We start from the raw sequence: 21,869 nt of genomic DNA, 5'->3' as shown, positions 1-21,869 counted from the left end.
GGCGTCCGACTCGACACCCGAAACGGCCGCCGCCTAAGATCAACCCGCGGCACCTACCTCGTTGAGCCTTTTACACCGCTCCGAGGACGCGACCGTGTCGATCACTTCGTGCCGTCCATGAGACTAACCCGTCGCGCCGAAAGGTCGCGTGACGGCGACTACGTTCACGAGCTGCCCCAAGCCGTCGAAGTCCTTGGGGTTCGCGGTGAACAACGGCAGCTCGCTACTGGCGGCTGTCGCGGCGATCATCAAGTCGGCGGTCCGGCTTCGTTGCTGTCGGCCCTGCGTGTACACGACGGCACAGATCTGCCCGAACATGCGGGCTGCCTCGGCGTCGTACGGCAGGGGGTCACCGAATGCCGCTTCGGTATACTGGAGCGCTGCGACCCTCCCCGCACGCTTGACCGGATCATCGGTGGCGAACGGGCCGCGCGACAGTTCGCCGAGCGTGATGGCGGTGATCGCCGACTCTGCGGGCAGTTCGGCGGGATCAAAGAGCTTGAAGGCGGCCACGATATTCGTGTCGAGAACGCCTCGCTCATGCCGGATCACAGGCCGGTCCCGTCGAACGGATCGCGTAGCTCATCATCGATCATCGAATCCAGATCAGCCCGTACGTCGTCCCAGTCAATAGCCGGGGCGGTGGCGAAGACGGCCTGTGCCTCAGCCGTAGGAACGAACCGGCGGCGCTTGATCGGCTTTACCTCGGCGAGCGGCTCGCCGTTGATCGTCAAGATGTACCGCTTCCCCTCGCGCAGGCCGCGGGTGACACTACCGGAGTCGTTGACGAACTGGCGCACGCTCACCTCGGTCGGACGAGGCCTCGGAGCTTCCATGTCTCAATTGCACCCCGGCGTGCCACGGTGTACCACGGCTTCATGCTCTTTCGGCGGAGATCTAGCATGATCGATGTCCCGGGAATGAGATCTTCAACTGACTCGATGCCTTCGGCGCGTCGAGATCGTGCTGACACGGAACCACCAGTTCCCTTCGTCGTGAGGAGGTTCCGTGAAGGTAGATGCTGACCTGGGCTAACGTCCTGCTCCGGCATGCCTGTGCACCCATGGTGCACCCACAACCAAAAAACCGTCTCTTGCCTGCGATGTTTCCGCAGGTAAGAGACGGTTTGATCTTGTGGAGGTGGCGGGAATCGAACCCGCGTCCTTCAACCCCAAGGCAGGGCTTCTCCGGGCGCAGCCTGCTGTGCTTTTCTCAGCCCCGGCGATCACGCAGGCGTGTCACCGACGGGCTCAGCCACTGTTTGATTTCCCGCTCTCCCCCGTGGCCGGTTCGAGCGGTTGAGCCTTCTAACGATGCCAGATCCCGGGCCGAAGGCAGTCCCGGGCTGACAGTGGTTTCGCTACTTAGGCAGCGAGGGCCAGGGAACCCTGGCCGACCACAGTGCGCTTAGAATTGGCACTTGTTGTTTGCGGTCACAGTGTTAACGAGGTTATGTCCGCAGTCCTCGGCCCGCTTCACCTGACTTGCAAAGTCGAAGTCGAAGCCAGTCACCCCCATGTGCAGTTGTCAACACGGTCCCGAAGGACCGAGCAAGACGACCTTACATCCTGCAACACCTGCGACGTCAACTTGATTCCCGCACCGCGAAGCCCCCGGAAACGCGTAGGCGTTCCCGGGGGCCGACCGGCAGGGTCTAGCCGGTCCGGACGGCAGGACTTCCCCCGAGATGAAGTCCTGATCTCATCGCGGCGACTGCACCCGCAACCCCCCGAGCAGGGCAGTCACTGAGTAAGACGCAGCCGGCCACCCGAACGGTTGCCTAAGGTGAGGGGAAAATCACGGGGAGTCGCGAAGGGCGCTGAAGAACTCGCCCGCGACCGCCGCGGGGTCATAGTTCTTGGTGAGAACGGCTATCGCCACCTCGCCCTGCCAGCCCACGAACCAGCCCATGTGCTTCTCCGAGTCGCCCGCGGCCGTCACGCCGTGCACTCCGGTGTGGCCGGCCAGGGCGCGCGAGCTCTTGGCGCCGGCGAGCATCATGGCGGTCAGCGCGCTGCGGACCTTGGGGTCGACGGGGACCGGTTGCGGCGCGGCGAGCGACACCACCTCCGCCGAGGGGTCGGGCGACTTCGGCTCGGTCACCAGCACGGGTGCGTGCCAGCTGCCCGAGGCGATCGCCCCCGCGACGAGAGCCATGCTGAGCGGGCTGACCTCGACGTTCTGGCCCGCGATGGCCATGGCCTTGTCGGCGTCGCTGGCCGTCGGAAGTGGGCCGCTGAACGACTTGGGCAGCGAGCCGCTGAACGACTTGAGCGGCAGCCGCCAGTCCTTGCCGATGCCGAACGCCGCGGCGCTCTTGGCCAGGGCCGCGGCGTCGACGCGCCGAGCGAGCGAAGCCAGGGCGGTGACGCAGCCCTTGGCGAAGTTGTCCCGGAACGTCGGCGACGCGCCGGTGACCTGGCTCGCCGTCACGAACCGCGCGCCACCCACCGTTCGCTCGGCCGGGCAGGCGAGCCGCTGCTTGGTATTCATCCTGGCCTTGATCAGCGCGTCGGCGGCCACGATCGAGAAGGCCGTGCCGGCCGGGAATCTGCCGGCGAGCGCGTCCTTCTCCTGGTTCAGGCCCTGGGTGCCGACCGCCAGGATCTCGCCCGTCGACCGGTCGACCGCCACCAGCGCGCTGGTCTCCGTGGCGGCCACGGCGGCGTCGGCGGCGCTCTGCTTGGCTTTGTCGATGGTGGTCCGTACAGGGACGTTTGTCCGGCCGGGCCATTCTTTCAGCTGTGCGACCTCGTTGTCGGTCTTGAGGTCGAGGGTGATCACCCGGGTCTGCGTGGATCCGGTGAGGTTGTTCTGATAGGCCCGCTGAAGGCCGCTCTGCCCGAACGAGTCGCCCGCCCGCTGCGGGCCGCCGAGCTTCTGCTCGTCTTCCGGGGTGAGCGCGCTCACCTTGCCGACGATGTCCTTGGGGTCGTCAGGCGCGACGGGCTGCTCCTCTTTGTGGGTTTTGAGCTGCGGGATCTGCTCGATCTTGTCCTTCAGGGCGCGGTAACGCACGGCGCCGAAGTTGGCGAGCTGGACGAACTGCTTCGGCGGCGACGACCTGATGCGGCTCAGCAGCCGGTCCTGGGCGAACCCGGTGATCTCCGAGAGCTGCTCGACGACCTCCTCCGCCTGGCCCCCAAGGGTCGACGGGGTGACGCCGACCACGTAGAGGAACTGGGGACCCTGGAGCGGCTTGTTGTTGCGGTCGAGGACCGACTGGCGGGGGTTCGAATCGGTGGACACGGCGAACCGCTGGCCCTCCTTCAGCTGCGGGTGCAGCACCGAAGGCGACCAGTGCACCTTCCACCGGCCGTCGACCAGGCGCAGCGGCAGCATCCCGTCGTACGCCCAGAGCGGGTTGTTCTCTCCCAGGTCGACCTCGGCGTGGAAGTCGGCCTGCGACTGGTCGCCGTTCAGGCTGATGCTTTTGATCTTGAACCGGAACGAGGCCGCGTCGAGCTCCACCTTCGCGTCGGAGAGCGCCTTGCGCACGGTCGCGCGATCACCGTCGGTACGGCCGGCGGCCAGGTCGTAGTCCTCCGACTGCCAGCCCACCAGGAAGTCCCGCACGGCGTCGTGCGGGGACGACTCCTCGAAACAGGCGGTCAGCGACATGCTCGCGACGGCCAGAGTGACGGTCGCGGCGAGGCCGCGGCGTACGCGATTCATCGGTTGCGGTGCCGCACTGCCCGGGCCATCTCCCTCTTGGCCTGCTGCTCCGCCAGGGTCTGCCGTTTGTCCCAGTCCTTCTTGCCGCGGGCGATGCCGATCTCGACCTTCGCCTTGCCGTCCTTGAAGTAGAGGGACAGCGGCACGATCGTCAGCCCGCCCTCCTTGGTCTTGGCGGCGAGCTTGTCGATCTCCTTGCGGTGGAGCAGGAGCTTGCGCTTGCGGCGGGCGGCGTGGTTCGTCCACGTCCCCTGGGTGTATTCGGGGATGTGGACGTTGAACAACCACGCTTCGCCGTTGTCGATGGAGGCGAAACCGTCGGCGAGCGACGCGCGTCCCTCGCGCAACGACTTCACCTCGGTGCCCTGCAGCACGAGCCCCGCCTCGAAGGTGTCCTCGACGTGGTAATCGTGCCGGGCACGCTTGTTCTGGGCGACGACCTTCCGCCCGGTCTCACGTGGCATGCTCCGACCTTACCGGCGATCCGTCAGACCCTGAGGTAACGGCGGAGTGTGATGAACGATGCCAGCACACAGATCACCACGCCGATGCCCATGGTCAATGTGATCACCGACGCCACGTCGTTCCAGCCGAGCTGGCTGCCGAAGGCGAAAGAACGCGCGATCTCCTCGAACAGGAAGACCTTGGCGACGATCAGCATCACCGCGGCGAACACCCCGCCGATCAGCCCGGCGATCACGCCCTCCATGACGAAGGGCAGCTGGATATAGAGGTTGGAGGCCCCCACCAGCCGCATGATGCCGGTTTCCCGGCGGCGGTTGAACGCCGACAGCCGCACGGTGTTGCCGATCAGCAACGCGGCCGCCAGGACAAGGACGATCGCCACCGCCATCGCGGCGGATCTCAGCTTGTCGAGCAGGCCGAAGAGCTTGTCGACCAGATCCTTCTGGTTCGTCACCTGCGCCACGCCGGCCTTGCCCTGGAGCGCCTGGATCACCGGTTGGTAGTTGTTGGGATCCGTCAGCTTGACGCGGAAGGACGCGGGCATGTCCTCGACCTTGGCCGCGTCGACGAGCGCCTTGTTGGCACCGTAGGACTTCTGGAAGTTGGCGTAGGCCTGGTCCGGGCTCTCATAGAGAACCTGCTCGACCCCGGGCAGGCCGTCGATCTCGCTCTTCAGATCCTTGGTCTGCTGAGGGCTGATCTGCTTGCCCTTGCAGTTGGGCATCGTGGGGTTCTTGCCGCAGAGGAAGACCGATACCTCGACCTTGTCGTACCAGAAGTCCTTCATCATCGTGACCTGGGCGTTGATCATCAGGCCGACGCCCAGCATCGCCATGCCGACGGCCACGGTGATGACCACCGCAAGCGTCATCGTGAGGTTGCGACGGAGGCCGATCCAGACCTCGGAGAAGATGAAATTCGCCCGCATGTTCTGTCTACCGCTCCCTGTCAGTACGCCTGGCCGTAAACGCCACGCGACTGGTCGCGGACGATCTTGCCGTCCTCCAGCTCCACGACGCGCTTGCGCATGGAGTCGACGATGGCCGCATCGTGCGTGGCCATGACGACCGTAGTGCCAGTCCTGTTGATCCGGTCGAGCACCTTCATGATGCCGATGCTCGTCGCGGGGTCGATGTTGCCCGTCGGCTCGTCGGCCAGCAGGATCATGGGCCGGTTGACGAAGGCGCGGGCCATGGCGACGCGCTGCTGCTCGCCGCCTGACAGCTCGTCGGGCATCCGGTGGGCCTTACCTTCCAGGCCGACCAACTCGATGACCTCGGGCACCACCTTGCGGATGAACCGCCGTGGCTTACCGATGACCTCGAGCGCGAACGCCACGTTCTCGTAGACGTTCTTGTTCGGGAGCAGCCTGAAGTCCTGGAACACGCAGCCGATGCGGCGGCGCAGGTGCGGCACCTTGAAGTTGGACAGGCGGGCCAGATCCTTGCCGGCGACGTGGATCGCACCGGAGTTGGGCCGCTCCTCCTTCAAGACCAGGCGCAGGAACGTGGACTTGCCTGATCCCGAAGGACCGACGAGGAACACGAACTCGCCCTTGTCCACGTCAACGGAGACATGGTCGAGAGCAGGCCGGTTCTGGTTCGTGTAGACCTTGGTGACATTATCGAAATGGATCACGAGAGCATCACGGCATGCCAGTCTAGGGGTCAGGACGGAAGCGAGGGTGGCACATGCCCACTTCCCGCCACACGCCTATCGGGGACGTCTTTCTTTACTGATGATCGACGTTCCGATTGGCCAGAGGACAGTCTAGGGGGAAGACTGGCATGGAACGTCCATAACGGAAACAAAACGATTGTGCGGCTAGACTTGGGGCTGACATGAGTTGCCAACATCTCGTATGCGCGCAGTGCGCCCACCCTGTCATCGAGGGCCGCTGCCCCCTGTGCCGTGCCAACCGCGAGCGGATGCACAACCACGGCTTCGCCGGGCTGTCACCTGCCCTGATCGTCTTTCTGCTGGTCGTGCTGCTCTTCCTGGCCCTGGTGCTCAAGCACCTAGCTGGGGTCTGATTCCTGCCTGCGCATCCAGCGGATCTCGGACTCGATGAACTCATCGATGTCGCCGTCGAGAACGGCGGTCGGGTTGCCCGCCTCCGTGCCCGTGCGTAGATCCTTCACGATCTGGTAGGGGTGCAGCACGTAGTTGCGGATCTGGGTGCCCCACGACGTGGTCGAGGCGCCCCGCAGCTCGGACATGCGCTCCGCCTCCTCCTGCCGCTTGCGCTCCAGCAGCTTGGCCTGCAGCACGTTCATCGCCGAGGCGCGGTTCTGGAGCTGCGAGCGCTCGTTCTGGCAGGAGACCACGATGCCGCTCGGCAGGTGGGTGATGCGGACCGCGGAGTCGGTCGTGTTGACGCCCTGGCCGCCAGGTCCCGACGAGCGATAGACGTCGATGCGGAGCTCGTCCTCGTTGATGTCGATGTGGTCGGTCTGCTCGACGACCGGCACGATGTCGACCCCGGCGAACGAGGTCTGACGGCGGCCCTGGTTGTCGAACGGGCTGATGCGGACCAGACGGTGGGTGCCGTGCTCGCCACGGAGCGTGCCGTACGCGTAGGGGGCCTTGATCACGAACGTGGCCGACTTGATGCCGGCCTCCTCCGCGTAGGAGGTGTCGTAGACCTCGGTCGGATAGCCCTTGCGCTCGGCCCAGCGGAGGTACATGCGCAGCAGCATCTCCGCCCAGTCGGCGGCGTCGACGCCGCCGGCCTGCGAGTTGATGGTGAGCAGCGCCTCGCGCCCGTCGTAGGGGCCGGACAGGAGGGTGCGGACCTCCAGCGCGCCGATGTCGGACCGGAGCGCGCCCAGCTCCTTGTCGGCCTCGGTCCTGGTGTCCTCGTCGCTCTCCTCGGCGGCCAGCTCGTAGAGGACGCTCAGGTCGTCGAGGCGGCGGACCAGCCCTTCGACGCGGTTGAGCTCGCCCTGTAGGTGCGAGAGCTTGCTGGTGACCTTCTGCGCCTGCTCGGGGTCGTCCCACAGGTCGGGCGCGGCGACCTGGTCCTCCAGCTCCGCGATCTGCTTGCGCATGGCGCCGAGGTCGAGCACGTCCTGGATGCTCCGCAGGGTGCCCGCGAGCTCGTTGATCTCTTCTGCTGGATCGATACCTGCCACGCCTCCCAAGGGTACGCGACCCTCGCAGGCCCGAATAACATGGCCACGTGCGTAGTTTCGGTCGGCGGAGGGTGCTGGCGCTCGCCGCCGGTCTGCTGGCCGCGGCGGTCGGCTGCTCGGCCGCGTCCCCGCCCACGCCCAGTCAGGTGGCGGCGACCACGTCCGCACCCGTGACCCCGTCGCCCTCGGCGACCACTCCGCTGATCACGCCGGTCGAGGCGGCCAAGGTCTTCACCACCTTCACCGCCACCGACGACCTGCTGCGGGCCGGCGGCGACCTGCGGCTGGCGATGGAGCTGACCCGCGACGCGGAGGCGCAGCTCACCTCGGCCGATTTCCTGTCGACGAGCAACCGCCCGCCCCGCTACACGTGGGGCACGCCGACGCTGTTCGTGCCACGGTTCAAGCAGGACGAGGGGGCGCCCTGGTTCACGGTGCTGACCACGCGCAACGGCCATCCGACGCTGCTGACGTTCGCCAGGGCCGACGACTGGCGGCTCAGCTCGGCGACGCAGCTGCTGCCGGGGCAGGACCCGCCGCACATCCAGCTCGACGCGGAAGGCTACGCGACGGCGCTCGCGCCCGACGACAAGAGCGTCACGATCAGCCCGCAGTTCATGGGCCCGCTGCACGCCACGGTGGCGGAGGCGGGCGAGACGGGCGTGGCGGCCGGCCTGCTCGAACGCGGCCCCTACACGACGGACGTGGCGGAGCAGATCACCACCGATCGGGAGCGGGCGAAGATCGGCGGCTTCAGCTACGACTCGATCTTCAGCGCGGGCGACTACCCGGTCTACGCGCTGCGCATGGTGGGTGGCGGGGCGCTGATCCAGTACGCCATGACGCGCACGACGACGACCACGGTGGAGACGGACAAGGCCGACTTCGTCCCGGTGCCTGAGGCGGCCCGCTGGCTGTACCACAACGACAAGGCGCGACGCTTCCTGAAAACCACAGAGATCAACCAGTACGCCACCCTGGTTCCTCCCTCCGGCACCCCGACCCCTGCTGCGATCATCGCCCACATCGGCTCCCTCACCAAAGCTGTTGGCGGAGATCCGTAAAACCCCCTTTTTCCTTTACGGCCAGCCCGGTGGGCCCCACCCGCCATACGTGGCTGGGGCCTGTCCAGGGGCACGCTTCTCCGGTGGAGACGGCTGAGCGCCGTAACGTGCGTCTTCTTGACCCCGGCCGTGGTCTACCGAGCCCGCGGCCGCCTGAGTGTCCCGGCGCCGGTGCTGGGCGACCACCCTTCGCCCCCGCCGTGTGCCACCCAGCACATGACGCCCAGGTGTCCCCCAGGCGCCGGTAGGGGTGGCTGGGCGGCTGCTCTTCATCCCCGCAGTGGTCTATCGAGCCCGCCTATGCGCCGGAGGCTCGCAGGCGCTGGAGGGCCTTGTGGGAAGGCGTGCCGGGGGCGGCTGTGTAGAGGACCAGGCGTTGGTCCGCGCCGGCTATGGGGAGGAAGTCGCAGTCCAGTTCCATCGGGCCGGCGACGGGGTGGGTCATGTGCTTCGTCAGTGTTCGCTGGATTTCGATGTCGCGGGCCGCCCACAAGCCGGCGAACAGGGGGCTGGTCTCTCTCAGCTCGTCGACCAGGGCTCTGATGTTCGCGTCCGTCGGGTAGCGGCCGGTGGCTCGGAGGTCGGCCACGCACTGGCGGGCGAGCTGGAGCTTGTCGGGCGTCGGGGCCGGGTTGCCGAAGAGCCAGCGCAACGTGTTGCGTTGCCAGGGTGGCACCTCCGACAGGTCGCCGATCAGGGCGACCAGCATGCGGTTCCAGGCGAGGACGTCGTAACCGGCGCTGATCACCATGGCCGGGACGTCGGTGAGCCGGTCCAGCAGGCGCAGGACGTTGGCGGGCACCTCGCGTGCGGGCTCGGCGCGGACCGGGGACTGGTCGGCCAGCCGGAGCAGGTAGTCGTGCTCGTCCCCCGTCAACCGCAGGGCCCGGCCGAGCGCGTTGAGGACCTGGTCCGACGGGTGCGGGCCGCGGCCCTGTTCCAGCCTGATGTAGTAGTCGACCGAGATGCCGGCCAGCAGCGCGACCTCCTCGCGGCGCAGCCCGGGGGTCTGCCGGCGCGGGCCGGGCGCCAGCCCCACCTCGGCGGGCTGGATCCGGCCCCGCCGGCTACGCAGAAAGCCGCCCAGTTCCTCCCTGTTCATCCCAACCATGATGACCCAGCCCGGTCAGGCCTGGTACCGCGAGTCCCAGCCCTGGCCGTGCCTACCCGCCCGGAACGCCCCCGGACCAGCATGTCCGCATGACGATTCTGGTAACCGGGGCCCGCGGACACGTGGCCCAGAGCCTCATACGGCAGCTCCTGGAGGCCGGCGAGCAGGTCCGCGCCGCCGGCAAAGATCCCGCCGCCACCCAGGTGCCCACAGGTGTGGACGTGGTCGCGGCGGACAATCCGGCACTCGCGCTGGACGGTGTCGACCGGGTGTTCCTCTACGCCGACCCTCAAGGGCTGGACGCCTTCCTGGCACAGGCCCGCGAGGCCGGAGTACGCCACGTCGTCCTCCTGTCAGCCGCTCTGGCGGACCCCACGGCCACGGACGCGATCGCCCGCATGCACGGCGTGGCCGAAGAGTCGGTGACCGCCTCGGGACTCCCCTGGACCGCCCTGCGCCCAGGCGCGTTCGCCACGAACGCCCTCCAATGGGCACCGGAGATCCGCGCCGAAGGCAGGGTCACCAACCCGTTCCCCGACACCCACTCAGCCCCCATCCACGAAGCCGACATAGCAGAAATCGCACTAAAGGCCCTGACAGAAGACGGCCATGAGAACTCCGTCTACGAATTGACCGGCCCCGACTCCATCACCCAGCGCGACCAACTGAACACAATCGCGCAGACAATCGCCCGGCCGATCGAATGGCGTCTACAGGACCTGGAAACCCACCGCCAAGTCTTGTCCCGCTGGGGCTCACCAGAAATTGTGGAATCGCTCCTTAAACACTCCGTAGCCGCCACAAACACTCCAGCAGCGACAACAAACACCTTTGCCAAGCTAACCGGCAAACACCCCAGATCATTCGCCCAATGGACAGAAGACCACAAGGAAGCCTTCACAGGCACGAACTAACCCAACCAGGAACCAGGGACCAACCACGGCCGGGACCAAGACCACGCCCGTCACGCTCAGCGACCGCCACCGGCACCCGCACGCCACGGCCCGGGGCCAAGGATGCCCCCAGCCGCCTCCATCGACGCCTGCGGGACATCTGAGCGTCACGGGCTCGGCAGGACCACGGCCGGGGCCAAGAAGACGCACGTCACGGTGCCCAGCCGTCTCCACCGGAGGAGTGTGCCCCTGGACAGGCCCCAGCCACGTATGGCGGGTGGGGCCCACCGGGCTGGCCGTACAAGATCGAAAAGTGACCTAAGACCAGCCCGGGCAGCCCGGAAGGAACGACGTCACGCCTCGCTGTGGGGAAGGCTGCTGGAAGCAACAAGGGTGCGGATCGCGCGGAGAGCGACGGACAGCGTGGCGAGGTCGAAGTTGTCGCTTTCCCAGATTTCCGAGAGTGTCTGGCGGGATCGGTGGACCGCCGCCGAGTTCGCCTCCGTCCAGCGGGCCAGCCGCTCCTCCGGAGACAGTCCCGGTGTGCTGTGGGCCAGCACATCGCGCGTCAGCGAGGCGTGGGCCGCGTACAGGTCGTCCCTGAGCGCCGCCCGTGCCATCGCGTTCCAGCGGTTGTCGCGCGGCAGCGCGATCACCCGCTCCCTGAGGCGGGCCAACTGGAGGCGGTCGGCGAGGTCGAAGTACACCTCCGCCACCTCGTTGACCGGGCGTCCCGTGAGCGAGGAGATCTCCACCAGGTCGAACGTCGAATAGGCGGGCACCATGGCCGCCACCCGCTCGGCCAGCTCCGTCGGCACTCCGCGGGCCTCGAACGAGTCGCGGCGCTCCTCGAAGGCCGCCAGATCGGGCCCGGCGAGCAGCTTCGGGATGTGGGCGAGCAGGCCGTTGACGCCCTTGACGAAGAAGCTCACCGACCCGGCCAGGTCGAGCGGCGGGCGGCGGTTGCCGAGCAGCCAGCGCGTGCCGCGTTCGGCCAGCTTTCTGGCCTCCAGCAGCATCGCGATCTGTATCGACGTGTCGGCCTTGTTGTCCAGCGCCTCCACCGCGCGGTAGAAGCTGGACAGGTCGAACACCTCGCGGGCGACGAGGTAGGCGCGGACGATGTCAGGCGTCGAGGCGCCGGTCTCCTCGCTGAAGCGGAACATGAACGTGGTGCCCATCGAGTTGACCAGCTCGTTCACCACGCAGGTGGTGATGATCTCGCGGCGCAGCGGGTGGGCGTCCATGTACGGCCGGAAGCGTTCCCGCAGCGCCGACGGGAAGTACGACACCAGCCACGAGGCCAGGTACGGGTCGTCGGGCAGGTCGGAGCCGAGCAGCTCGGCGTCGGCCACCAGCTTGGTGTAGGCCAGCAGCACCGAGAACTCGGGCGCCGTCAGGCCCAGCTTGGCCTGGCGGCGTTCGGCCAGTGTCTTGTCCGAGGGCAGGAACTCCAGCTCCCGGTTGACCAGCCCGTCACGCTCCAGGCGCCGCAGGTAGCGGGAGTGGATGTGGAGCATCTCGACGGACTGGGCGCGGGTCGCGGCCAGCACCACGTTCTGGGCGTAGTTGTCGCGGAGCACCAGGTCGGCAACCTCGTCGGTCATCGAGGTGAAGACCTGGTTGCGCTGCTTGTCGGTCAGCTCGCCGTCGCGGACGACCTGGTCGAGCAGGATCTTGATGTTCACCTCGTGGTCGGAGGTGTCGACCCCGGCCGAGTTGTCGATGAAGTCGGTGTTGACCAGCCCGCCGCCGCGCGCGAACTCGATGCGGGCGAGCTGGGTGAAGCCCAGGTTGCCGCCCTCGCCGATGACCTTGCAGCGTAGCTCGGCGGCGTCGACCCGGAGCGAGTCGTTGGCCTTGTCGCCCACGTCGGCGTTCGACTCGGTGCTCGCCTTGACGTAGGTGCCGATGCCACCGTTCCACAGCAGGTCCACGGGGGCCCGCAGGATCGCGCTGATCAGGTCGTTCGGCGTCATCGAGGTGACCGCGGCGGGGATGGAGAGCGCCTCGCGGATCTGCGGCGTGATCGGGATGGACTTGGCCGTGCGCGGATGGACGCCGCCGCCCGCCGAGATGAGCTTGGTGTCGTAGTCCGCCCAGGAGCTGCGCGGCAGCGCGAAGAGCCGCTGCCGCTCGGCGAAACTGCGGGCGGTGTCAGGGCTGGGGTCGATGAAGATGTGCCGGTGGTCGAAGGCGGCCACCAGCCGGATGTGCTGCGACAGCAGCATGCCGTTGCCGAACACGTCGCCCGACATGTCGCCGATGCCGGCCACGGTGAAGTCCGTGGTCTGCACGTCGGTCCCGATCGTGCGGAAGTGGTACTTGACCGACTCCCAGGCGCCGCGCGCGGTGATGCCCATCACCTTGTGGTCGTAGCCGATCGAGCCGCCGGAGGCGAAGGCGTCGCCGAGCCAGAAGCCGTACTCCTTGGCCACGCCGTTCGCGATGTCGGAGAAGGTCGCGGTGCCCTTGTCGGCGGCGACCACCAGGTAGGTGTCGTCGCCGTCGTGCCTGACCGTGTCCTGCGGGGGCACGACCTTGCCGTCGACCAGGTTGTCGGTGATGTCGAGCAGCCCGGAGATGAACATCCGGTAGCACGCCACGCCCTCGGCGAGCAGCTCTTCGCGCCCTCCGCCCACAGGCGGACGTTTCACGACAAATCCGCCCTTGGAGCCAGTCGGCACAATAACGGTATTTTTCACCATCTGGGCTTTGACCAGGCCGAGGATCTCGGTGCGGAAGTCCTCCATCCGGTCCGACCACCGCAGCCCGCCCCTGGCCACCTTGCCGAAGCGCAGGTGCACACCCTCGACCCGGGCCGAGTACACGAAGATCTCGTACTTCGGCCGCGGCAGCGGCAGCACGCTGATCGCCTGCGGGTCGAACTTCAGCGAGATGTACGGCTTCCGCCGCCCGTCCACGGTCTGGAAGTAGTTCGTCCGCAGCGTCGCCTGGATCATCTCCAGGTACGCCCGCAGGATCCGGTCCTCGTCCAGCGAGGCGACCTCGTCGAGCGCGCCCAGGATCTCCTCGTGGAGCGCGTCGGCCAGGTCGGCCCGCACGTCGTCGCCACGCCGGGGGTCGAGCCGCGCCTCGAAGAGACGCACCAGCAGCCGGGCCAGCCGCACGTTGCCCGTCAGCACGCGCTCCATGTAGCGCTGGGAGAAGGCGGAGCCCGCCTGGCGCAGGTACTTGGCGTAGACGCGCAGGATCTCGACCTGCTCCCAGGTCAGCCCGGCGCGCAGGATGAGGGAGTTGAAGTTGTCGGCCTGCACCTCGCCCTTCCACAGCGCGATGAGGCCGTCCTGGAAGAGCCGCTTGAAGTCCTTCCTGTCGACCTCGTCGTTCGGCGTGTAGCGCAGCCCGAAGTCGTAGATCCAGGCGTTCCTGGTGGCGGGGTCGTTGTCCCTGTCGATCTCGTACGGCCGCTCGTCCACGACCTCGACGCCGAGCCGCTGGATCAGCGGGAGCGCCCGCGACAGCGAGATGGGCGTGCCCAGCTTGTAGATCTTCAGCCGTCGCTCGCCCTCGCCGGCGTCGTAGGGCTCGTAGAGGTTGAGGCCGATCTCGTTCTCGTCGGAGCCGGCCAGCTGCTCCAGACGGCGCAGGTCCACCACGGCCATCTGCGGCGGGAAGTCGGCCTTGTAGCCCTCGGGGAAGGCGCCCTGGTAGCGCCTGGTCAGCCTGGGAGCCTCCTCCTCCGAGGTCAGCTCCGACAGCGCCGCGGCCAGGTCGTCCTCCCACGAGCGGGTGATCGCGGCCAGCCGCGCCTCCAGCTCCTCCACGTCGACGGCCGGCGGCGGTAGCTGCTTGCCGCGCTCGCCGCGGATGACCACGTGCAGCCGCGCCAGGGCGGACTCGCCGATCATCGCGCTGTAGTCGAGCGTCTTGCCGCCCAGCGCCTTGAGCAGGAGTTCCTGCATCCGGTAGCGCACCTGAGTGGTGTAGCGGTCGCGCGGCAGGTAGATCAGGCAGGAGATGTAGCGGCCGTAGTCGTCGCGGCGCAGGAACAGCTTGACCTGCTTGCGCTCGCGCAGCCGCAGCACGCCGAGCGCGATCGGCAGGAGCTGGTCGAGCGAGGTCTGGAAGAGCTCGTCGCGCGGGAACGTCTCAAGGATCTCGATCAGGTCCTTGCCGTCGTGGCTGTCGGGGGCCAGCCCGGCCTGGTCAAGCACGTCGGCGAGCTTGCGCCTGAGCACCGGGATCCTGGAGATCGACTCGTTGTAGGCCACGTGCGTGAACAGGCCGAGGAAGCGGCGCTCGCCGATCACCTCGCCCTCCGGCGAGAACAGCTTCACCCCGATGTAGTCGAGGTAGGCCGCGCGGTGCACGGTCGCCCGGGAGTTGGCCTTGGTGATGATCAGCAGCTGCTTCTCGCGGGCCTTGGCCCGTACCTCGGCGGGGAGCACGGAGAAGCTCTCCGAGCCGATCTTGTCGTCACGCAGGATGCCCAGCGCCGCGCCGGGCAGCGCGCGCAGCGCGTCGCCCTCGTCGGTGTGCTCCAGGCGGTACTCGCGGTAGCCGAGGAAGGTGAAGTGCCCGTCCGCGAGCCAGCGCAGCAGGTCGAGGCTGTCCTCGACCTCGGCGGGCTCCAGCGGCGGCGGGTTGAGCGTCAGGTCCTCCGCCATCTGTACGGCGACCCCCCGCATCTTCCTGAAGTCCTCGACCGCCTGCCGAACGTCGGACAGGACCCGCTGAAGATCGGCCTCCAGCTGCCTGAGCACCTCGGGGTCGGACTGCCGGTCGATCTCGAAGTGCATCCAGGACTCGACCAGCATCTGGCCGGTGACGTCCTCCTGGCCACGGCCGAGCATCTTGCCGGTCATGTCACGGCGTACTCGCATCTGCGGGTGGACGACCAGATAGGTGTTGATGTCATGCCTGGCGAGCTCCATCTCCACCGAGTCGACCAGGAACGACATGTCGTCGGTGACCACCTCGACCACGGAGTGCCCCGGGTCCCACCCGTTCTCCTCCAGGGTCGGGGTGTAGACGCGGACCATGGCCCGGCCCTGGGGGCGTACCTCGGCCAGCTGCTTCTGCGACATCGCCGGGCCGTACACGTCCACGGGGCTACGGTCGAGCAGGTCCTCCGGCGCGATGTGCCGGTAGTAGATCCGCAAGAAGGACAGCGCATCCTCGGGGCTCACATGGTCGCTGCTCACCGCGCATCGTTGCGCGGCTCGCTGGAGCAGCTCATCCTTGGCCTCGTCGAGCGGCATTTCGCTCTCACTCCTTTGTGAGGGTTCGCCATGGCTTGTCACAGCCAGGCCCTTAGTTCCCACAGCAGCGGGAAGTAGTGCAGGCGGGTCCTACCGCGCAGGTAGGGGGCACCCGTCGAGCCGCCGGTGCCGGACTTGGTGCCGATCTGCCGTTCGACCATCTGGACGTGACGGGTCCGCCACTGGGCGGCGGTCTCGTCGTGGGTCATCAGGTCTTCGGCCAGTTGCCACAGGTCGTCGTGCGACCCGCGGTCCCTCGCCACGGCCAGCAGCGTGCCCATGATCTCGTCGTCGGAGACCGGCAGGCCACGCAGGGAAAGGGCGGTGAGATAAGCATCCCACAGCGACGGCTCGTCCAGCCGACGGCGCAACCTGGAGAGTTCGGCGTCGCTGGCGTCTCTCAGCCGGCCGAGGTAGCGGGCGTCCTTCAGCCCCGACAAGAACTCCAGCTCGCGGAACTGCACGGACTGGAAGCCGCTCGCCGGGGCCAGCTTGGCCCGGAACTCCAGGAAGTCCTGGGGCGTCATCGTCTCCAGGACCTCTACCTGTTCGATCAGCACCCGCTCCACCGCGTGGACCCGCTTGAACACGTGCCTGGCCTGCCAGAGCTCGCCATGGAACATGGCGTCCCTGCCGACCTCCAGCTCGTGCAGCAGCAGTTTGAACCACAGCTCGTAGACCTGATGGATGGTGATGAACAGCAGCTCGTCAGGAGCCTCGGACTGAGGCTGCTGCTGAGCGAGCAGCTCGGGCAGGCGGAGATAGGCGCTATAGGAGAGCTGGCCGCCCTCCTCGCCGAATCTCCGGTCAGGAGGGACGGCCGCATCGCCATGGATGCCCACCGAACACCTCCCCCAAGCCGCCCGATCTGATCGATCGGGCGTACGCGCCTCGCCGTATCGATATCACCCGAAAAGGGGAAGAACGTCAACGTGACATCGACATAGGCGGGTCGTCCTCGGAGGCGGCGGGCAGGTCCCTCAGCTCGTCGAGCCGGCCCGGAATCTCGGCCATGTCCTGGAGCTCCGCCTGGCACCGTGCGCATGTGTCGAGGTGGCGCTCGAACTCCTCTATCTCCTCATCGTCGAGGACACCGAGGACGTAGGCGGCCACCCCTTCATGCATTACCCGGCTACCCCCTTGTCCTGCAGAAGCACACGGAGAGCCCGGATCCCGTAGTAGAGCCTGGACTTCACCGTGCCCGGCGGGATCCCCAGAATCTCCGCCGCTTCACTTATCGTACGGTCCCGAAGGTAGGTCTGCTCAATCACTTCCCGGTGTTCGTCGGACAGGCTCTGCAGCGCGTCCTTGACCACCATGGCCGAGAGCGCCCGCTCCGAGCCGTCTGGCACCGCCAGCATGTCGACTTCCGGTGGCTCGACCTCATGTGGCCGAACACTCTTGCGCCGGCGTCCGTCGATCACGATACGGCGCGCTACTGTCAGTAGCCATGCCCAGATGAGGCTGGGCTCCCATTGCAGTCTTGCCGAGTGTCGCCAGGCTCTTACGATCGTCTCTTGAACGACGTCTTCGGCCCATTGAAGATCGTTCCCGGTCGACTTGCGTACGTGGCGCAGCAGAGGGCCGCCGAACTCCTGGTAGAGCGCCGCAATGCGCTCTTCCGCTTCGGCATCCGTACTCTCTAACCTGCCGGCGAGATGACCTAGCACGGGGCACATCTTTACACCTTCGTTATCAGTGCGGTAGCCACTCCGATAACTCCAGTCATTTCTAACTATTCCGTACTCATCGGTGAACCGGTCCCCGAAGGCCCGCGTACCTCCGATCATGCACAGGCTTTTGCGCGGCGAACTGCTCATGTTCGGCGGCTTCGCAGTGGCTGCCACGGTCACGATCCTGCTGGTCCTGCCTTCAGGAACCTCGGCGGGAGCCACCCAGTACACGCAGTCGGCCGCCGGTCCTATCGGGCCGGCGGATCGCGACTTCCTGGTAAAGGTACGTCAGGCAGGCCTCTGGGAGATTCCCGTTGGCCAATGGGCCCAGACCCGCGCCGAGTCCGAGAGCGTGAAGGAGACCGGGAGGCACCTGGTCGAAGATCACACCAAGCTGGACGCGGCGACTCGCGCGCTCGCCGCGAAACTCGGCGTGCCCATCCCTGACACGGCCAACGCCGATCAGCAGAGCTGGATGGCCCAGCTGTCCACGGAGAAGGGTCCCGCCTTCGACAAGGACTTCGCCAACCTGTTGCGAGCCGCGCACGGCAAGGTCTTCGCCGTCGTGGCAGCGGTGCGGGCGGGGACCCGCAACGAGGAGATCCGGAAGTTCGCCAACACGGCGAACACCGTGGTGCTGAAGCACATGACCCTGCTCGAAGGCACCGGCTTGGTGGACTTCGGCGAGCTCCCCGAGCCCCCGACGCCCTCACCTGTTCCATCCGTCGCAACGGCGGTCGAAACGAGGAGACAATAATGAGGAGATCCAGACGCGCGGCCGCAGCCGTGTCCGCTCTGGCCGTAATGGCCGGCGGCCTGGTGTCCGCGGCCGTGATCGGCGTCGGTCCCGCTATTGCGGACCATTGCGATCCGGCCAACGAGCAGGCCCAGCAGTCTCAATCGCCGACTCAGCAACAACAGCGGCAGCAGCAGGCCCCGGACAACCAGGACCAGCAGCAGCAGGACCAGGGTCAGCAACAGGACCAAGGCCAGCAGCAACAGCAGGATCAGGGCCAGCAGCAGGACCAGGGCCAGCAGCAGCAGGGCGGCGGTGCCCTCTTGGCCGCGCCGACCCCGGCGCCCGACGGGCAGCAGGACAACGGGCAGCAGGACAACAACGGGCAGGACAACGCGCAGGACACCACCGCCCCCGACGCGCAGGACACCGCTACCGCCACGGACCAGCCGCAGCAGTTCCGGCGCAGGGGCAACGGAAACAACAACAACAACCAGCCCACCAAGTCCGCGTCGCCCACCCCCTCGGCCACCGGGACGGGTCAGGAAGAGGAATGCGCCGACCTCGGCCCGTTCCCCGAGGACTTCGTCGACATCCGCCAGGTCGGCCGCGGCCAGCTCGACAACTTCCAGATCGGCAGGAACGGCTCCAGGGGCACGTTCGTCTCAGCCTGTGGGACGAACGGCAATAAGCACAACAACCCGGACAACTTCATCGTCGCACCGGGCGTGAGCAACGGCGCGCACCACCTGCACGACTACGTGGGCAACCTGACGACGAACGGGTTCTCGACGGACCAGAGCCTCGCGGCGGGCGGCACCACCTGCCGGTTCGGCGACAAGTCGGCCTACTTCTGGCCGGTGCTCCGCGACCGGAAGTCGGACGCCAACAGCCAGGACGCGGACGGCAACGTCGGCCAGGTCCTGCGGGCCAACCAGGTCACCCTCCAGTTCCGCGGCAACGCGACGTCCAAGGTGACCGCGATGCCGAGGTTCCTCCGGCTCATCATGGGTGACGCCAAGGCGGCCACGAACGGCGGCGCCAACGCACGCGCGGCGTGGACGTGTACCGGCTTCCAGAACCGCATCACAAATAACAAATATCCGCTCTGCCCACGCGGCAGCCAAGTCGTCCGTATCCTAGACTTCCCAAGCTGCTGGGACGGCCAGAACACCGACAGCGCCAACCACCGTACCCACGTGGTGTTCCCGGGACAGGGTGGCGCCTGTGCACAGGGAACCAAGGCCATCCCACAGCTGCGCATGACCCTGACGTACTCGGTTCCACAGGGGCCGTCCTTCGCCGTGGACTCGTTCCCTGAGCAGAAGCACAACCCGGTGACCGATCACGCCGACTTCGCCAACGTGATGTCGAATCAGCTCATGGCGTTCGTGGTCAACTGCATCAACCGCGGGCGTCGTTGCTGACGTAGGTCGGCCCTCCCGAGTCGCACCCTCAATCGACGACCATGGAGGGAATCGATGCTCCACAAAAGACTGCCCCGGCACGCTCCGAGCAAGCTGGACTCCAGGTACGTCCGGCTCGGAGTGAGCGCTGGGATCGCCGCGTTGGTCCTGGCAGGGTTCGCCCTGACCATGACCGACAGCGGGGTCTCATGGCTCGGGCAAGGGGTGGCTTTCCTCGAGTTCTACGCGGGCGTGTTCGCCCTGGTGCTGCTGAGCGCGACGGTCGGGCTCGGTCTGCTCACCACCGAACGCGTCTTCCTGTCCCCGTCGAACAGGGTCAGGGCACAACTGGCACATCGGGCCACAGCGGCGATCGGGATGGCCTACCTGGTCACGCACATCACCCTTATGGTCAGTCTGGGCCATGCCCCGCTGGCCGCAACAGTGGTCCCAATTGCCGGTATCTATGTGGGATTCGGCGCAGTAGCCTTCGACATGATGGTGATCATCGTTGTGTCGGGGATGATGCGAGGACGGTTCGCGGTGACGTCCAGGCCATGGATATGGCGGACGCTGCACGCCACCGCGTACCTGTCCTGGCCCGTGGCCATCATGCATGGTCTGACCGCGGGCCGTACGCCGGCGCCTTGGGTGGCGTGGTCGTACATCGCCTGCCTGGCAGCCGTCGGCGGGGCACTGCTCGTCCGGGTGGTGGCCACGATTCTCAGACCGGCCCTCCAGCCGGAATGGGTGAAGACGCCGGAGGTCGACAGGTCGCCGGTCGCACGGCCGGTGGACGTCAACGCGCCAGTGAGCCTCGACGCAGCGCGTAGGAAGTACCGGGAGGCGGGATGAGACCGCACAGGAATGCCCAGGAGGCGCCAGAGTGATCCCGCAAAGAGTCCCACGCGTGTTACGCGTGGGCCCGGCCCGCCTGACCGCCGGGCTGGAGCACACGAGGCGAATCGATCTCCCCGCGCACCGGACGCTTCATGGCGAGCCGGTGTTGCGTGACATCGAGACCCTGATCGCCCAGGTGAACGAGGTCGACATGCGCGGCAGGGGCGGAGCGGCCTTTCCGGTCGGCCGCAAGATGCGCGCGGTCGCCGACGCCGCCGGGGCACGCGAGAGTGTCGTGCTGGTGAACGGCTCGGAGGGCGAGCCGGCCAGCTTCAAGGACACCATGATGCTCATCCGCAACCCCCACCTCGTGCTCGACGGCGCGGTCCTCGCCGCTGAGGCCCTGCACGCGCGTGAGGTCGTCGTGGCGATCGGGTCCGGCGGCGAGGTGGCCGAGGCGTCGGTCTCCGCCGCCGTGGCCGAGCGGCGCGCCGCCAACGTGGCGGGCGGCTCGGAGAGCCACGTGCGGATCCGGGTGGTCGCCCTTGAGGAGCGCTTCATCTCGGGCGAGGGCGGCGCCCTGGTGCGCGGTGTGAACGGCGGGGAGGCCATCCCCAACGGCCGTAAGAAGCGCGCCGCCGAGAGCGGCGTGGACGGCCTGCCGACGCTCCTGTCGAACACGGAGACGTTCGCCCAGCTCGCTCTGCTCGCCGAGTACGGCCCCGAGGGCTACGCCGAGTACGGCACCGCCAAGGAGCCCGGCACCGTGCTGCTCAGCGTGAGCGGCGGCGCCTCCAACCCCGCCGTCGTGGAGGCGCCCACGGGCACCCCGCTGATCGACGTCCTCGACATGTGCGAGGCGGAGATCGGCGACGGCGTGCTCATGGGCGGCTACCACGGCGCCTGGATGAGCTACGAGAACGCCCTCACAGCGGTCATCTCGCGCGAGGGCATGAAGGCGAAGGGCGGCGAGCTGGGCGCCGGGATCGTGGTGCCGCTCGGCGACTCGACCTGCCCGCTCGGCGAGACGACCCGGGTGGCGGCCTACCTCGCCGCCCAGTCGTCGGGCCAGTGCGGCCCGTGCCGCCTCGGGCTGCCCGACGTGGCTCGGGCGCTGCTCGCGCTGGCCGAGGGCACCGGGTCCACGGACGCGGTGCGACGCACCGTACGAGCCGTCGAGCGCAGAGGCGCCTGCTTCCACCCCGACGGCACGGCCAGGTTCGTCCTGTCCTCCCTGGACGCCTTCGAGAGCGACATCGCGCTCCACCTCGAGTACGGCTCGTGCGGCCGGCCGTGCCGCGGCGTACTGCCCCTCCCGGAGAACGAGGACCAGCCCGAGTACCGCGTGGAGGTGGACTGGACGCGTTGCCAGGGCCACGGCCTGTGCGCGCATCTCCTGCCGGAATTCGTGGAGCTGGACGAATACGGCTTCCCCTCCTTCAAGACCGTGCCGGGCTGGATGGCGAAAGACGCTCGCCGAGCCGTGGACATGTGTCCCGCGCTGGCCCTGCGCCTCAACGAGTCCGTAGCCGTACGGACGGGTTGATCCCCCGGTGCGGGGGGGGGGGGGGGCGGCGGGGGGGGGGGGGGGGGCGCCCCCGGGGGGGGGATGGGTGGGGAAGCGAGGACCGCCGGGGGGCAGGGCGA

General features: G+C 67.5%; 19 protein-coding genes and 1 other RNA gene. 7 read left to right on the top strand and 13 right to left on the bottom strand.

Features of this window, described 5'->3' with window-relative positions:
* Positions 1–123 precede the first annotated feature (123 nt).
* From ACGFNP_RS57980 to ftsE, 7 genes are all read right to left on the bottom strand, one after another.
* A complete protein-coding gene (locus ACGFNP_RS57980; RefSeq protein WP_358335915.1) occupies positions 124–552 on the bottom strand; it encodes a type II toxin-antitoxin system VapC family toxin in 429 nt (142 codons plus the stop codon).
* Positions 549–836, bottom strand: coding sequence for a hypothetical protein (locus ACGFNP_RS57975; RefSeq protein ID WP_358335912.1), 288 nt, complete (start codon positions 834–836; stop codon positions 549–551). Before ACGFNP_RS57975 ends, ACGFNP_RS57980 begins: the two co-directional genes overlap by 4 nt.
* A 296-nt stretch (positions 837–1,132) precedes the next feature.
* Positions 1,133–1,516, bottom strand: a transfer-messenger RNA (tmRNA) gene (ssrA, locus tag ACGFNP_RS57970).
* Positions 1,517–1,797: 281 nt separating this feature from the next.
* The gene (locus ACGFNP_RS57965; protein WP_393333275.1) at positions 1,798–3,675 is read right to left on the bottom strand and encodes a penicillin-binding transpeptidase domain-containing protein; all 1,878 of its coding nucleotides are present in this window, start codon (positions 3,673–3,675) and stop codon (positions 1,798–1,800) included.
* Positions 3,672–4,139: an SsrA-binding protein SmpB gene (smpB, locus tag ACGFNP_RS57960; RefSeq protein ID WP_358335906.1), complete on the bottom strand. Its 468-nt coding sequence runs from the start codon at positions 4,137–4,139 to the stop codon at positions 3,672–3,674. Before smpB ends, ACGFNP_RS57965 begins: the two co-directional genes overlap by 4 nt.
* Positions 4,140–4,162: 23 nt before the next feature.
* Complete coding sequence (gene ftsX / locus ACGFNP_RS57955; protein ID WP_358335903.1) at positions 4,163–5,068, bottom strand: permease-like cell division protein FtsX; 906 nt, start codon at positions 5,066–5,068, stop codon at positions 4,163–4,165.
* A gap of 20 nt (positions 5,069–5,088) precedes the next feature.
* Positions 5,089–5,778, bottom strand: coding sequence for a cell division ATP-binding protein FtsE (ftsE, locus tag ACGFNP_RS57950; protein WP_049564761.1), 690 nt, complete (start codon positions 5,776–5,778; stop codon positions 5,089–5,091).
* A 203-nt stretch (positions 5,779–5,981) separates the two neighbouring features.
* On the opposite strand from ftsE, the gene ACGFNP_RS57945 reads away from it, so the two are divergent.
* Positions 5,982–6,173, top strand: coding sequence for a hypothetical protein (locus ACGFNP_RS57945; protein ID WP_358335899.1), 192 nt, complete (start codon positions 5,982–5,984; stop codon positions 6,171–6,173).
* Here ACGFNP_RS57945 and prfB read toward each other — a convergent pair.
* Positions 6,159–7,274 carry a peptide chain release factor 2 gene (gene prfB / locus ACGFNP_RS57940; RefSeq protein WP_358335896.1) on the bottom strand — a complete coding sequence of 372 codons (1,116 nt, stop codon included), beginning with the start codon at positions 7,272–7,274 and terminating at the stop codon, positions 6,159–6,161. The two genes, ACGFNP_RS57945 and prfB, sit on opposite strands and share 15 nt — an antisense overlap.
* A 47-nt stretch (positions 7,275–7,321) precedes the next feature.
* On the opposite strand from prfB, the gene ACGFNP_RS57935 reads away from it, so the two are divergent.
* A complete protein-coding gene (locus ACGFNP_RS57935; RefSeq protein ID WP_393333269.1) occupies positions 7,322–8,338 on the top strand; it encodes a hypothetical protein in 1,017 nt (338 codons plus the stop codon).
* 298 nt (positions 8,339–8,636) lie between these two features.
* Here ACGFNP_RS57935 and ACGFNP_RS57930 read toward each other — a convergent pair whose 3' ends face one another.
* Positions 8,637–9,440 carry a helix-turn-helix transcriptional regulator gene (locus ACGFNP_RS57930; RefSeq protein ID WP_393333267.1) on the bottom strand — a complete coding sequence of 268 codons (804 nt, stop codon included), beginning with the start codon at positions 9,438–9,440 and terminating at the stop codon, positions 8,637–8,639.
* A gap of 98 nt (positions 9,441–9,538) precedes the next feature.
* Between ACGFNP_RS57930 and ACGFNP_RS57925 the strand changes: the two genes are divergently transcribed.
* Positions 9,539–10,363 carry an SDR family oxidoreductase gene (locus ACGFNP_RS57925; RefSeq protein WP_393333264.1) on the top strand — a complete coding sequence of 275 codons (825 nt, stop codon included), beginning with the start codon at positions 9,539–9,541 and terminating at the stop codon, positions 10,361–10,363.
* 332 nt (positions 10,364–10,695) lie between these two features.
* Here ACGFNP_RS57925 and ACGFNP_RS57920 read toward each other — a convergent pair whose 3' ends face one another.
* The 4 genes from ACGFNP_RS57920 to ACGFNP_RS57905 form a co-directional block, all read right to left on the bottom strand.
* Positions 10,696–15,567 carry an NAD-glutamate dehydrogenase gene (locus tag ACGFNP_RS57920; protein WP_393333261.1) on the bottom strand — a complete coding sequence of 1,624 codons (4,872 nt, stop codon included), beginning with the start codon at positions 15,565–15,567 and terminating at the stop codon, positions 10,696–10,698.
* Between the two features lie 38 nt (positions 15,568–15,605).
* Positions 15,606–16,409, bottom strand: a complete 804-nt coding sequence (locus tag ACGFNP_RS57915; RefSeq protein WP_393333258.1) for a tryptophan 2,3-dioxygenase — start codon at positions 16,407–16,409, stop codon at positions 15,606–15,608.
* Between the two features lie 85 nt (positions 16,410–16,494).
* On the bottom strand, positions 16,495–16,692 hold the full coding sequence (locus ACGFNP_RS57910) for a zf-HC2 domain-containing protein (RefSeq protein WP_358335878.1): 198 nt from the start codon (positions 16,690–16,692) through the stop codon (positions 16,495–16,497).
* Positions 16,692–17,246 (bottom strand): sigma-70 family RNA polymerase sigma factor, encoded by a 555-nt coding sequence (locus ACGFNP_RS57905; RefSeq protein ID WP_358335875.1) that lies wholly within the window; start codon positions 17,244–17,246, stop codon positions 16,692–16,694. Before ACGFNP_RS57905 ends, ACGFNP_RS57910 begins: the two co-directional genes overlap by 1 nt.
* Before the next feature lie 109 nt (positions 17,247–17,355).
* On the opposite strand from ACGFNP_RS57905, the gene ACGFNP_RS57900 reads away from it, so the two are divergent.
* From ACGFNP_RS57900 to ACGFNP_RS57885, 4 genes are read left to right on the top strand one after another with little or no spacing between them, the layout of a single operon-like run.
* On the top strand, positions 17,356–17,997 hold the full coding sequence (locus tag ACGFNP_RS57900; RefSeq protein ID WP_358335872.1) for a DUF4142 domain-containing protein: 642 nt from the start codon (positions 17,356–17,358) through the stop codon (positions 17,995–17,997).
* A complete protein-coding gene (locus ACGFNP_RS57895; RefSeq protein ID WP_393333253.1) occupies positions 17,997–19,403 on the top strand; it encodes a DUF1996 domain-containing protein in 1,407 nt (468 codons plus the stop codon). Before ACGFNP_RS57900 ends, ACGFNP_RS57895 begins: the two co-directional genes overlap by 1 nt.
* Before the next feature lie 54 nt (positions 19,404–19,457).
* Complete coding sequence (locus tag ACGFNP_RS57890) at positions 19,458–20,237, top strand: hypothetical protein (RefSeq protein WP_358335867.1); 780 nt, start codon at positions 19,458–19,460, stop codon at positions 20,235–20,237.
* Positions 20,238–20,292: 55 nt separating this feature from the next.
* Positions 20,293–21,768, top strand: a complete 1,476-nt coding sequence (locus ACGFNP_RS57885; RefSeq protein WP_358335864.1) for a ferredoxin — start codon at positions 20,293–20,295, stop codon at positions 21,766–21,768.
* Positions 21,769–21,869: the final 101 nt, after the last annotated feature.

The sequence above is a fragment of the Nonomuraea sp. NPDC049269 genome, assembly GCF_043197155.1.
In the GTDB taxonomy this organism is placed as follows: domain Bacteria; phylum Actinomycetota; class Actinomycetes; order Streptosporangiales; family Streptosporangiaceae; genus Nonomuraea.
This window is presented reverse-complemented; position numbering and strand designations above follow the sequence as displayed.

Bases quoted from the DNA above. Each gene is read 5' to 3' on its own strand.
- ACGFNP_RS57975 (WP_358335912.1), bottom strand. From the start codon at position 836: ATGGAAGCTCCGAGGCCTCGTCCGACCGAGGTGAGCGTGCGCCAGTTC.
- ACGFNP_RS57965 (WP_393333275.1), bottom strand. From the start codon at position 3,675: ATGAATCGCGTACGCCGCGGCCTCGCCGCGACCGTCACTCTGGCCGTC.
- smpB (WP_358335906.1), bottom strand. From the start codon at position 4,139: ATGCCACGTGAGACCGGGCGGAAGGTCGTCGCCCAGAACAAGCGTGCC.
- ftsX (WP_358335903.1), bottom strand. From the start codon at position 5,068: ATGCGGGCGAATTTCATCTTCTCCGAGGTCTGGATCGGCCTCCGTCGC.
- ACGFNP_RS57945 (WP_358335899.1), top strand. From the start codon at position 5,982: ATGAGTTGCCAACATCTCGTATGCGCGCAGTGCGCCCACCCTGTCATC.
- ACGFNP_RS57930 (WP_393333267.1), bottom strand. From the start codon at position 9,440: ATGAACAGGGAGGAACTGGGCGGCTTTCTGCGTAGCCGGCGGGGCCGG.
- ACGFNP_RS57925 (WP_393333264.1), top strand. From the start codon at position 9,539: ATGACGATTCTGGTAACCGGGGCCCGCGGACACGTGGCCCAGAGCCTC.
- ACGFNP_RS57920 (WP_393333261.1), bottom strand. From the start codon at position 15,567: ATGCCGCTCGACGAGGCCAAGGATGAGCTGCTCCAGCGAGCCGCGCAA.
- ACGFNP_RS57910 (WP_358335878.1), bottom strand. From the start codon at position 16,692: ATGCATGAAGGGGTGGCCGCCTACGTCCTCGGTGTCCTCGACGATGAG.
- ACGFNP_RS57905 (WP_358335875.1), bottom strand. From the start codon at position 17,246: ATGTGCCCCGTGCTAGGTCATCTCGCCGGCAGGTTAGAGAGTACGGAT.
- ACGFNP_RS57900 (WP_358335872.1), top strand. From the start codon at position 17,356: ATGCACAGGCTTTTGCGCGGCGAACTGCTCATGTTCGGCGGCTTCGCA.
- ACGFNP_RS57895 (WP_393333253.1), top strand. From the start codon at position 17,997: ATGAGGAGATCCAGACGCGCGGCCGCAGCCGTGTCCGCTCTGGCCGTA.
- ACGFNP_RS57890 (WP_358335867.1), top strand. From the start codon at position 19,458: ATGCTCCACAAAAGACTGCCCCGGCACGCTCCGAGCAAGCTGGACTCC.